Source organism: Thiorhodovibrio winogradskyi (assembly GCF_036208045.1).
Lineage (GTDB): Bacteria > Pseudomonadota > Gammaproteobacteria > Chromatiales > Chromatiaceae > Thiorhodovibrio > Thiorhodovibrio winogradskyi.
The window spans coordinates 1,840,945-1,852,792 of sequence record NZ_CP121472.1; the positions used below are offsets into that span (position 1 = coordinate 1,840,945).

9 protein-coding genes and 4 tRNA genes are annotated in these 11,848 nt (G+C 61.6%); 9 read left to right on the top strand and 4 right to left on the bottom strand.

Going from position 1 to position 11,848, the window contains the following annotated elements; translation table 11 throughout:
• Window positions 1-36: 36 nt before the first annotated feature.
• From prmC to hemA, 3 genes are read right to left on the bottom strand one after another with little or no spacing between them, the layout of a single operon-like run.
• Window positions 37-927: a peptide chain release factor N(5)-glutamine methyltransferase gene (gene prmC, locus Thiowin_RS08160; protein WP_328987249.1), complete on the bottom strand. Its 891-nt coding sequence runs from the start codon at window positions 925-927 to the stop codon at window positions 37-39.
• Window positions 920-1,999, bottom strand: coding sequence for a peptide chain release factor 1 (gene prfA / locus Thiowin_RS08165; protein WP_328987250.1), 1,080 nt, complete (start codon window positions 1,997-1,999; stop codon window positions 920-922). The genes prmC and prfA overlap by 8 nt, the downstream gene beginning before the upstream one ends.
• 31 nt (window positions 2,000-2,030) lie before the next feature.
• Entirely contained in the window at window positions 2,031-3,416 is a 1,386-nt protein-coding gene (gene hemA, locus Thiowin_RS08170; RefSeq protein WP_328987251.1) for a glutamyl-tRNA reductase, read from the bottom strand.
• A gap of 341 nt (window positions 3,417-3,757) precedes the next feature.
• Between hemA and Thiowin_RS08175 the strand changes: the two genes are divergently transcribed.
• The 6 genes from Thiowin_RS08175 to pth all read left to right on the top strand — a co-directional run bounded on the left by Thiowin_RS08175 (window position 3,758) and on the right by pth (window position 9,275).
• Entirely contained in the window at window positions 3,758-5,563 is a 1,806-nt protein-coding gene (locus tag Thiowin_RS08175) for a tetratricopeptide repeat protein (RefSeq protein WP_328987252.1), read from the top strand.
• A 2-nt stretch (window positions 5,564-5,565) separates the two neighbouring features.
• The gene (ispE, locus tag Thiowin_RS08180; RefSeq protein WP_328988035.1) at window positions 5,566-6,420 is read left to right on the top strand and encodes a 4-(cytidine 5'-diphospho)-2-C-methyl-D-erythritol kinase; all 855 of its coding nucleotides are present in this window, start codon (window positions 5,566-5,568) and stop codon (window positions 6,418-6,420) included.
• Between the two features lie 162 nt (window positions 6,421-6,582).
• Window positions 6,583-6,657, top strand: a tRNA-Gln gene (locus Thiowin_RS08185).
• A 162-nt stretch (window positions 6,658-6,819) separates the two neighbouring features.
• Window positions 6,820-7,773 carry a ribose-phosphate diphosphokinase gene (locus Thiowin_RS08190; RefSeq protein WP_328987253.1) on the top strand — a complete coding sequence of 318 codons (954 nt, stop codon included), beginning with the start codon at window positions 6,820-6,822 and terminating at the stop codon, window positions 7,771-7,773.
• A 193-nt stretch (window positions 7,774-7,966) separates the two neighbouring features.
• Entirely contained in the window at window positions 7,967-8,587 is a 621-nt protein-coding gene (locus Thiowin_RS08195) for a 50S ribosomal protein L25/general stress protein Ctc (RefSeq protein ID WP_328987254.1), read from the top strand.
• A gap of 76 nt (window positions 8,588-8,663) precedes the next feature.
• A complete protein-coding gene (pth, locus tag Thiowin_RS08200; protein ID WP_328987255.1) occupies window positions 8,664-9,275 on the top strand; it encodes an aminoacyl-tRNA hydrolase in 612 nt (203 codons plus the stop codon).
• Window positions 9,276-9,485: 210 nt separating this feature from the next.
• On the opposite strand, the gene Thiowin_RS08205 is transcribed toward pth, so the two are convergent.
• Entirely contained in the window at window positions 9,486-10,835 is a 1,350-nt protein-coding gene (locus Thiowin_RS08205) for a UDP-glucose dehydrogenase family protein (protein WP_328987256.1), read from the bottom strand.
• 253 nt (window positions 10,836-11,088) lie between these two features.
• Here Thiowin_RS08205 and Thiowin_RS08210 point away from each other — a divergent pair.
• The 3 genes from Thiowin_RS08210 (at window position 11,089) to Thiowin_RS08220 (ending at window position 11,771) form a co-directional block, all read left to right on the top strand.
• Window positions 11,089-11,173, top strand: a tRNA-Tyr gene (locus Thiowin_RS08210).
• A gap of 212 nt (window positions 11,174-11,385) precedes the next feature.
• Window positions 11,386-11,460, top strand: a tRNA-Gly gene (locus tag Thiowin_RS08215).
• A gap of 235 nt (window positions 11,461-11,695) precedes the next feature.
• A tRNA-Thr gene (locus Thiowin_RS08220) sits at window positions 11,696-11,771 on the top strand.
• The last annotated feature ends 77 nt before the right edge of the window (window positions 11,772-11,848 follow it).

Consider the following 11,848-nt stretch of genomic DNA (forward strand, 5'->3'; position numbering starts at 1 on the left):
AAAAGCGCCGGCTTCGCCAGAGACTTTGCCTGCGTGTCAATGCGCTCTGGCACTGGTGAAGCGCTCCTGGCCGGCGAGATCGCGGTGGGTTTCGATCATTGTCAGACCTGCTTGACGCAGGAGGGCGCGCACGGCGGCGCCTTGATCCCAGCCATGTTCGAGGGCGACCTGGCCTGCTGGTGTCAGATGGCTTGGCAGTTCGGCGGCGATGCGGCGGATGGCGGCGAGACCGTCGGCGCCGGCGATGAGAGCCCCAGGTGGCTCGAAGCGCAGGTCACCACGGCTGAGATGTGGATCCCGCGCGGCGACATAGGGCGGGTTGGCCAAGATCAGATCCAGTCGCTGCGCGGCAATGGGGCTGAGCCAGTCGGCCTGGATGAGTTGGACATGCGCGGCTTTGAGTCGCTCGCGGTTGGTGGCGGCCATGGCCAGGGCAGCGACGGAATAGTCCAGGGCCAGTATCTGCCAGTGCGGGCGTTCCATGGCGATGGCCAGGGCGATGGCGCCGCTGCCGGTGCCAAGGTCGGCGCAGCGGATGGGCGTGGTTGGCGGGTGCCGTGCCAGCGCCCAGTCGACCAGGAGCTCGGTTTCCGGACGTGGGATCAGGGTGGCGGGGCTGACGCGCAGAGGCAGGCCGCGAAATTCGCGCTCGCCCAGGATGTAAGCAATGGGTTCGCCTTGGCCGCGGCGATGGATGAAATGCTGGTAGCGCAAGCGTTCGGGTGCGCTGATCTGGCGCTCGGGCCAGGCGATGAGGTCGGTGCGGCGCAGCCCGGCGGCGGTGGCGAGCAGCAGTTCGGCTTCTAGGCGCAGGCTGCTTTGCTCGGCATCAAGCGGGTTAAGCAGGTCCGCACTGGCCTTGAGTTGGACCTGACCCCAGCGCAGCAGGGTGGCGATGGATGCAGGATCAGGGGGCGCCTCAGCCATCCATCAGGGTCGCGAGTTGATCGGCCTGATCCTCCTGGCGCAGGGGCTCGATGACCTGATCGAGATTCCCCAGCATGATTTCATCGAGCTTGTAGAGCGTCAGGTTGACGCGATGATCGGTCAGGCGGTTCTGCGGGAAGTTATAGGTGCGGATGCGCTCGGAGCGATCTCCACTGCCCACTTGCAGGCGCCGCGATGCGCTGCGCTCCGCTGTCACGGCGCTTTGCGCGGCATCGAGCAGCCGGGCTTGCAGTAGGGACATGGCGCGCGCGCGATTCTTGTGCTGAGAGCGCTCGTCCTGGCATTCCACCACAATGCCGCTGGGCAGATGGGTGATGCGCACGGCGGAGTCGGTCTTGTTGACATGCTGGCCGCCGGCGCCTGATGCGCGGTAGGTATCGACGCGCAGGTCGCCGCTGGAGATGGCTGTTTCCTCGACGGTCTCTGGTTCGGGCAGGATGGCGACGGTGCAGGCCGAGGTGTGAACCCGGCCCTGGGACTCAGTCTCGGGCACTCGCTGCACTCGATGGGTGCCAGCCTCGAATTTCAGCCGCGCGTAAACCTGCTTGCCGCTGATACGCAGGACAATTTCCTTGTAGCCGCCGAGTTCGCCCTCGCTGGCGCTGATGGTCTCGCTGCGCCAACCCTGGTGTTCGGCAAAGCGCAGGTACATGCGGGTCAGGTCGGCGGCGAAGAGCGCCGCCTCGGCACCGCCGGTGCCGGCGCGTACTTCAAGATAAACATTGCGCTGGTCGTTGGGGTCGGGCGGCAGCAGCAGGCGCTTGAGTTCGGGCTCCAGGGCGTCACGCTCGGCCTGGGCGCTGGCGATCTCCTCGCGCGCGAGTTCGGCCATCTCCGGGTCCGAGAGCATGGCCTCGGCAGTGGTCATGCTGTCTTCGCAGGCGCGATAGCTCTGGTAGCAGTCCATCAGCGGCTCGAGCTGGGCGTACTCACGTCCGAGATCGCGGAACTGGTTTTGATCGTCCTGCGTGGCCGGGTCGGCGAGCAGGGCGGTGATTTCACCAAAGCGCTCGGCGAGGCGCTCGAGTTTGCCGCGCAGGGAGTGATTCATGGTGCCTTGTCAGCACCTGCCAATGCGGTCATCAGCGCATGCCGCCCGCCACGCGCGCGAGGGTCTCGGCCGGGCAGCTTGGTGTCCTGGTGCCAGTGAAAGCGCTAGAATCCGCTCCAGCAGTGGGCTCGCTGCCATCGGGCCCCATTTCCTGCCCGAGATCCTGCCCAAGTGCAAACAGTTGGTTGGCGGCCTCCAGGAGATCCGATTGCCCCTCGCGTCCGGCGCGACGCAGGCGCACGCTGGGGGTGTGCAAAATTTTATTGGTGAGGGTGTGGGCGAGCTGGCAGATCACGTCCTCGGCCGATTTGCCGGCTGCGAGTTGCTTGTGCGCGCGCGCGACCATTTCGTCGCGAATGTTCTCGGCCCGCTGGCGATAGTCCTGAATCAGTGTCACGGCGTCGAGCGAGCGCAGCCAAGCCATGAACTCATCGGTGTGCAGGTCAATGATTTCCATCGCCTGTGCCGCCGCCTGATGGCGCGAGCGCATGCCCTCGTCGACCACGCCTTGGAGATCATCGACGGTGTAGAGGTAGACATCGCTGAGCTGGCCGACCTCGGGCTCAATGTCGCGCGGCACGGCGATATCGACCATGAACATGGGCCGGTGTTTGCGGATTTTCAGCGCCCGTTCCACCGCGCCCTTGCCGAGCACCGGCAGTGGGCTGGCGGTGGAAGAGACCACGATATCGGCCTCGGGCAGATGATTGACCAGTTCGGTCAGGGCAATGGCGTAGCCGTCGAATTGCGAGGCCACCAGATGGGCGCGTTCCACCGTGCGATTGGCCACCACGATACGCCCGATGCCATGCTGATGCAGATGGCGCGCGGCCAGTTCGATGGTCTCCCCTGCGCCAATCAGCAGCGCGGTCTGGGAGCTGAGGTCGCTGAAAATCTGCCGCGCCAGACTGACGGCGGCGAAGGCCACCGACACCGGGCTGCTGCCGATGGCGGTATCGGTGCGCACCTGCTTGGCCACCGAGAAACAGTGCTGAAACAATCGCCCGAGCAGTCGCCCGGCGGTACCGCTGTCGCAGGCGGTCTGGAAAGCTTGCTTGACCTGGCCGAGAATCTGCGGTTCACCCAACACCATGGAATCCAGGCCGCTGGCGACCTTGAGCAGATGCTGAATGGCATCACGGTCTTTGTAGGCGTAAAGATGGGAGGCGATCAGTTGCGGATCGACCCCATGGAAACGCCCGAGCCAGTCGCGAATCTGCGCCTCGCTCGCCTGGGGGTCGAGCGTGCAGTAGACCTCGGTGCGGTTGCAGGTCGAAAGAATGACGCCTTCGGTAATGACAGGGTGATCGGTCAGGCTGCGCAGGGCGCCGACGATCACGTCTGGGCCGAAGGTCAGGCGCTCGCGGATATCGACCGGAGCGGTTTTGTGATTCAGGCCAAGGATGAGCAGACTCATGCGCTTTAACGACAGTGAACTGGTTTAAATTGGCGGCTAAAGGTAACAGATTTTAGGGTAGGTGGGGGAGGCGGCGGATGCATTTTTCCGCCAGAATCCGGGCGAAGGTGATCGCGGCGGCAGTCGGATTCCATCAAGCGCGGGTTGGGTTGGCTCGCGTATACTCCACGGCCAAGGACTCGGCATCCCATCTGGGCGATTCACCGGTGAGAGTTTCAAACAACATCATGGCAAATGCGACGACTTTCTTGTGGCGAAGCGGGTCTTGGTCTCGTGCCGCGCGGGCCTCGAGCAGGGTTTCTGGCCAGTCCGTGGGCCGAATGATCGGGTGGTTGTCGTTGATGCTGCTGCTTGGCGCGGATGCCTCGCTCGCCGGGGCGACGACGACAGGGCTTGCGCGACAGGCTAAGCTTGAGCTGACGCAGGCGGCCCCAGACAGCCTTGAGACCGCGCGGCAGCAACAGAGCCCATCTGACCAATCGCGCGACGATGGATCTTCCCCGCCCGCGGCTTCGACTGCCGAGCCAGCTGTCGAGCTTCTCGCCGAATTCGATGCGGATTTGCTCTACGACGTGCTGGTCGCCGAGGTGGCGATGCAACGCGACCGCCCGATGGATGCATTCCCGCACTATCTGGCTGCTGCCCGGCGCACCTCCGATCCGATGCTGGCGGAGCTGGCCACGCGCGCGGCGATCGCGGGTGACGATCAGGTCCTCGCCGAAGAGGCTGCCGCCTTCTGGGTGAGTCTGGCGCCAGAATCCCTCCAGGCGCGTCAGGTAGCCGCCTATATTGTTCTGGAAGGGGGGCAAGTCGATCGGGCCATGCCCTATCTGCGCGCCGTGATGGAGCACTCGGCGCAGCGGCGCCAGGGATATTTGCACAGCGCGCGGCTGGTGGCTCGGTTGGAGGATCCGCTCCAGCGTTTGGAGCTGATGCGGGCGCTGATTGATGAGTTTGGCGAGGATCCCGATGCGCTGCTGGCCATTGCCGGGCTGGCCGCCGGCGCGGATCGGCCGGAGGAGGCGCGCGAGTACGCCAATCGTGCTGCCGCGCAACGCCCGGCCTGGAATCGGCCGCGCCAGTTTTTGGTGCAATTGCTGGTGAGCGAGGGTCGCACCGACGCAGCCATTGTCGAACTTGAGCGCTATTTCTCGCAAGGCTCGAATGATCTGGAGCTGCGCACCCTCTATGCCCAACTGCTGATCGAAGAAGGGCGTTACGAGGATGCCCGCGAGGCCTTTGCCACCCTACTCGAGGCGCATCCACGGATGCCAGGCGTGCTGTACGCAGCCGGCGTGCTTTCGCTGCAGCTTGAGGATTACCAAGGCGCGCGCGACTATCTGCTGCGTCTGCGCGACACGGGCGAGCGCGAGCAGGATGCGACCTTCATGCTCGGGCAGGTGGAGGAGGCGGCCGGACAGTTCGAACGGGCGCGCGAGTGGTACGCCAGGGTCAGCGGCGTCAAGTCAATGGATGCGCAAATCCGCCTGGCTAGCGTCGAGGCGCGGCTTGGGGAGCTTGAGCGCGCGCGCGAGCGCTTGCAGCGGCTGCGCGATGATGCGCCTGAGCAACGCCCGGCGCTCTATTTGATCGAAGGCGAAATATTGCGCGAGCTTGATCAGGCGCCAAGCGCGATGGCGGTCTACGATGCGGCGCTAGCACAGTTTCCGGACAATCCCGATCTGCTCTATGCCCGTGCTTTGCTTGCGGTCAAACTTGAGCGTGTGGATCTGCTTGAGCGGGATTTGCGCCGGGTGCTGAGTGAGGACCCGAATCATGCCGATGCGCTGAACGCACTCGGCTACACCCTGGCGGATCAGACCGACCGCCTGGAGGAAGCCAAGGGTTATATCTCCCGCGCGCTGGAACTCGAACCCGATCAGCCCGCCATTCTCGATAGCATGGGCTGGCTGCTGTATCGCATGGGCAAGCCCAAGGAGGCCGAGGTCTATTTGCGCAAGGCGCTCGAGCAACTCCCCGATGGCGAGATTGCCGCGCATCTTGGTGAGGTGCTCTGGGCGCTCGGCCGGCGTGACGAGGCGCGGCAAGTCTGGCGGCAGGCGCTGGATGAATTCCCGGATCACGAGTATCTATTGCGGGTCATCGAGCGTCATCCAGTCTCCCTGGCGCCGGGAGATGGGTCGTGAGTATGGACTTTGCTCCGCGGCAGGCGGCGGATGGCGCCTGGCTGGCGCCCGCCAAACTCAATCTTACCTTGCGCATTGTCGGCCGCCGGGCTGATGGCTACCATCTGCTGCAGAGCGTTTTCCAATTCATCGACCGCTGCGACCGGCTGTTTTTCGAGCCGCGCGATGACGGGCAGGTGCGCAGAGTGCAAGGCGCCAAGGATGTTCCAGAAGAGCGGGATCTGGTCGTGCGTGCCGCGCGCCTGCTGCAGCGACAAACCGGTTGCCAGAATGGCGTGGACATCCGCGTCGACAAGCAATTACCCATGGGTGGCGGCCTGGGCGGCGGCAGCTCGGATGCCGCGACTACCCTGCATGCGCTCAATCAGCTGTGGGATCTGGAGCTCGGCATCGACCAGCTGGCCGCGCTCGGGCTCGAGCTGGGCGCCGATGTGCCGGTGTTCGTGCGCGCCCGAGCCGCCTGGGCCGAGGGCGTTGGTGAACAGCTCGAGCCGGTGGCGCTCCCCGAGCCCTGGTATCTGGTGCTGGTGCCGCCCTGTCAGGTCTCGACCGCCGCGGTTTTTAGCGACCCTGATTTGACAAGAGATTCCGCGCCCATCACAATAGCCGGCTTTGTTGGGGGCGATGACAGGAACGACTGTTTGCCTGTGGTGTTGCGTCGCTATGCGCCTGTCGCCGAAGCCTTTCGCTGGCTAGATGCGCGGGCAAAGGCTCGGCTGACCGGAACCGGGTGCTGTTTGTTCGCGGCCTTTGACGATCAGGCGCGGGCAGAGCAACTCAGGGCCGAGGCGCCAGTTGCTTGGTCGGCTTTTGTCGCCAAGGGCTGTAATCACTCGCCTTTGATGCGGACCCCCTGATCCAGGCCATCAACGGCCACTTATGGGGCAGTCCTTGGTCGCCCTGCCATGGGTCCGAGTATGAAGCTGTCCCATGCGGGTTAGACCCGGTACTACAATGATCCTTGTGATTTGATCTCTCTGTGATTTGATCTCTTTAGTTAATTGTTCTTTGTGACTTATTGGGGCGTCGCCAAGTGGTAAGGCACTGGGTTTTGATCCCAGCATTCCCAGGTTCGAATCCTGGCGCCCCAGCCATGTTCATTCCTTATGCCGCGAGTCAGAGATACCAATTAATGGCTCTCGTTGCATTACCACCAGTTTCAGAGCTTCCAGATCTGGGCCTCCAGCTCGGGATCCGAATCTTAGCCCTCAGGCCGAAGTACCACCGCTGTGTCATTGCACAATAGAGACGAGGCCGTGCCCGCCAGCCAGATGATGGTATTTTCCGGCAATGCCAATTTGGCCTTGTCGAGCGAAATTGCCTCGCACCTGAATATCCCCCTCGGCAAAGCCGTGGTGGGACAGTTCAGTGATGGCGAGGTGATGACCGAAATTCAGGATAATGTCCGCGGACGGGATGTCTTTGTCGTGCAGCCGACCTGCGCGCCGACCAACGACAACCTCCTTGAGCTCTTGGTCATGATTGACGCCCTTCGCTGGGCATCCGCCAAGCGCGTGACCGCGGTCATCCCCTACTATGGCTATGCCCGTCAGGATCGCCGCCCGCGCTCGGCACGGGTGCCGATTACCGCGCGCCTGGTTGCCAAGATGATCGGTTCCGCGGGCGCTGACCGGGTACTGACGGTTGACCTGCACGCGGATCAGATTCAGGGTTTTTTCGACATCCCGGTCGATAACGTCTATGCCTCACCCATTCTGCTCGGCGACATCTGGCGGCAGAAGTACCCGAATCTCATCGTGGTCTCGCCCGATGTTGGCGGTGTGGTGCGCGCGCGCGCCTTGGCCAAGCGGCTCGACGACGCCGATCTGGCTATCATTGACAAGCGCCGCCCGCGCGCGAACGAGGCGCGGGTGATGAACATCATTGGCGATGTGCGTGGACGCTCTTGCGTGCTGATCGATGATTTGGTCGATACCGCCGGTACCCTGTGCCAGGCGGCCGCCGCGCTCAAGGAACAAGGCGCGGCCAGGGTGTCTGCATACTGTACTCACCCAGTGCTTTCTGGGCCGGCGGTGGATAATATCAATGCGTCCATGCTCGATGAGCTGGTGGTGACCAACACTATTCCGCTGAACAGCCAGGCGCGGGCATGCGAAAAAATTCGCCAGTTGAGCATTGGCGAACTCTTGGCCGAGACTATGCGCCGGGTCTCGAACGAAGAATCCGTCAGCTCACTGTTCGTCGACTAGATTTGGTGTTCCTGGTCCATGCCGGGCTTGATGCCTGGCCTGAATCCTTGGCCGTGTCCGTATTGTGCGGGCGCGGCTTTTTAGTTCCGTCATCGGTTTGGTCGCGAACGGATGACGGGCTTCTTTCAAGCCGGCTGGAGGCTCTCGCCATGGGCGATGAATGCCGGTCCGGCGTCTGTTACGGAGTAAATCCATGAGCGAGACAATGCAAATTAGCGCCCAGGCGCGCACGGACGTGGGGAAGGGTGCGAGCCGCCGCCTGCGTCGTCAAGGCCAGGTGCCGGGTATTTTGTACGGCGGCGACAAGGCCCCGCAGATGTTCACGATGCCCCACAGCGAACTGGTCAAAAGCGCCGCGCAGGAATCTTTCTACTCGACCTTGCTCGATTTGGAGCTGGCCGGGGAGCATTTGCAGGTGGTCCTCAAGGATCTGCAAAGACATCCAGCCAAGCCCTTTATTCTGCACGTGGATTTTCAGCGTGTCAGCAAGGGCGAGAAGCTGCGCATGACGGTGCCAATTCATTTCGAGAACGAGACTATCTGCAAAGGGATCAAGCTCGGCGGTCAAGCTTCGCACAATCTGACCGAGCTCGATATCCTTTGTTTACCGCAGGATCTGCCGGAATACATTGCGGTCAACATGGCGGATATGGAGATCGGTCAGACGCTGCATGTTTCTGAGATCCTGCTACCCAAGGGGGTTGAACTCGACTCCAGCGTCGATGCCGATGCGCCCGTGGTGGTGGTGCATACCACCCATGTCGCGGCCGATGAGACCGCTGGCGAGCACAGCGACGAGGACGCGACTGATTGATTGCCTGGGACATTCCACGGATGCTCGATCCCGCGGCCTTGCGAGGTCTTGGGCCGGGCATGAGAGCTGACAAAAGATGAGCAACGAGCAAGGCATTCGGCTCATTGTCGGGCTTGGCAATCCCGGGCGCGACTACGAAGGAACCCGGCATAACGCCGGATTCTTGTTCGCTGATCGCATCGCCGCCGAGCACGGCGGGCACTTCCATCTGGAATCCAAGTTCTTTGGCGAGCTGTGCCGCTTGTCCGTCCATGGTCAGGATCTGCGGCTGCTAAAACCCACTACCTTCATGAATCACAGTGGTCGGAGTATTGCCGCCGTGGGGCACTACTTTGATATTTCGCCAGCGGCCACCCTGGTGGCCTACGATGAGCTGGATCTCCCTCCCGGTCAGCTCAGGCTGAAATTCGGCGGCGGGCATGCCGGCCATAACGGCATGCGCGACACCCTTGCGGCACTCGGGAGCCGCGACTTTTGGCGTCTACGCATCGGTATTGGCCATCCCGGGCACAAAGAACAGGTCATCGGTTATGTGCTGAGCCGCCCACCGCAGGCAGAGCTCGCCGCTCTTGAGCAAGCCTGCGATCAGGCGCTTGCGGTTCTCGATGAGATTGTCACCGGACGCTTTCAGCGTGCAATGAATGCGTTGCATCGCAAAGTCGAGAAGACCCTGGGTGGCGATGGCTAGCTGGTTGTGCCGTCCATGTGGGTGACTGTAATCCTGGTGTTGCCTGTGTGCCTTTGACCCCGTCATGGTCGATTGCAAGGCCGCAGAGATGCTTGAGGTGTGGAACTGACGGCGCCGAACCGGGTTACCTGGGGTACCAGTGAATCCTGGTCTGACGAGTCGGACTCGTCAGACTGGTTGCGGGGAGGTCAGCTGGGGTTAGGGGTCTTTTTAGTCGGACTCGGATCGGGCTGTCACGGCTTGTCTTCCGATGGAAACGTATGTTAAGCCGGTGTTGGCGACCTGCAAGGGATCAAACATGTTGCGTCCGTCAAAAATTACCCGCGAAGCGAGTTGATCGCGCACAGCGCCTAGATCGGGGCTGCGGAATTGATTCCATTCGGTCACGATAATCAGCGCTTCGGTGCCTTCCAAGGCTGCCATTTGATCCTCTAGTAACTCCAAGTCGGCGCGTTCACCATAGATGCGCCGAGCTTCCTCTGTGGCGACGGGATCGAATGCGCGGACTCGGGCGCCCGCCTGCCACAGATGCTCTATCAGGCGGCGGCTTGAGGCCTCGCGCATGTCGTCGGTGTTGGGTTTGAAGGCGAGTCCCCAGAGAGCGAAGGTTTTGCCCTGCAGGTCACCATCAAAGAAGGCATTGATTTTTTCAAACAACACATCCTTTTGGCGGTGGTTGACTGCTTCAACCGCATGGAGTAATGGCACATTCACGCCAGTGTCGGTTGCTGTGCGTTCGAGTGCGCGTACATCCTTGGGGAAGCAGGAGCCGCCGTAGCCACAGCCAGGGTAGATGAACTGATAGCCAATGCGCGGATCCGAGCCGATGCCAATTCGCACCCGCTCAATGTCGGCTCCGACGGCCTCGGCGACGTTGGCCAGCTCGTTCATAAAACTGATTTTGGTGGCCAGCATGGCGTTGGCGGCGTATTTGGTCAGCTCGGCCGAGCGCACGTCCATCAGCAGCAGGCGGTCACGGTTGCGGTTGAAGGGGGCGTAAAGCGCCCGCAGTAGTTCGCCGGTGCGCGGGTTGTCGGTGCCAACGATAATGCGGTCCGGGCGCATGAAATCATCAATGGCCGCGCCTTCTTTCAAGAACTCGGGGTTGGAGACAACGTCGAATTCGTGCCTTTGGTTGCGTTCGTTCAGGCGCTCGCGGATGCAGGCGGCGACCCGATCAGCCGTTCCGACAGGAACTGTGGATTTATCGACAACAATGCGATAGTCAGTCAGATTCTGGCCGATGATGTCGGCTACCGCTAACACATGCGAGAGGTCGGCCGATCCGTCTTCATCCGGCGGCGTGCCCACGGCGATGAATTGGAATAAACCATGGGCGACGCCCGCGGCGGCATCCGTGGTGAACGACAGGCGGCCAGCATCGCGGTTGCGGGCGATGAGTGCATCAAGTCCGGGTTCGAAGATGGGCACGCCACCGCTGTTGAGCAGATCGATTTTGCGCTGGTCGATATCGACGCAGAGCACATCGTTGCCGACCTCCGCGAGACAGGCACCAGTGACGAGCCCGACATAGCCGCTTCCAAAGATGGTAATTTCCATAATCTAGTACGCCTCGTTCGCTGGCATCCCGGCAGATCGCCATGGTGACGGGTGTGACTCAGTCACTGGCGGGTGCCGAGGGGATAGTGGAAGGATGTTGAAAGACAAAATTTTAGGATGAAGCGCGATTCCCGGGTCTGTCCGGCCCGGCGATGCTTTCGCGAGCGCATTTTATACTGATCGTGGTTCTTTTTTTGGCGAATTCTTGGATTGACCTTGGTGTTTGGATCTCCTATACTGGCTAGCTTGATTCGGAGGGGTTCCCGAGCGGTCAAAGGGACCAGACTGTAAATCTGGCGGCTCAGCCTTCGGAGGTTCGAATCCTCCCCCCTCCACCAGATGCAGGTGGTCAGTGTGCCGGAGTCATGCCTTCGTCTAGGAACGACTCCCTGGGCAGGTCCATTTAGATTGGATCTATTGAGGCGTTACCGGGTGATGGCGATTTTTAGGGTTTTCCCCTAGGGTTGTCAGGTCACCACCGTAAAGAGTTTCAGGTGCCGCCATAAGGAGTTTTCGGTAGATTACAATTTAGTGGCGGGCGCGAGGCGTCGCGGGTGTAGTTCAACGGCTAGAACCTCAGCCTTCCAAGCTGATGATGTGGGTTCGATTCCCATCACCCGCTCCAGCATTGTTGAGGCCGCAACCTAAAGTGTGGCGCGTTGGTTGGGAGTCCTAATAGCCGATATTGGTGAGGCTATTTACATGATCGACACCCTTACACTTGCTTGATGCAGCTTTCTGAGCGTAGGCAATGTCGTACAGACCAGTGTCCCCAGACCAGTGTCCCGGTGGTGTAAGTTGCTAGCCTGTTTCGCTCACGCGATATAGTTCCGACCATGTAGCTTAGCCCATGTAGCTCAGCCCATGTAGCTCAGTTGGTAGAGCACACCCTTGGTAAGGGTGAGGTCACCGGTTCAACTCCGGTCATGGGCTCCAACAATTGTTCGCTGCGTGATGAGGCCGACAACCCCTTGCAGGACCGTGCGTGCGCATGCTTGCTTCTTGGATTGTCC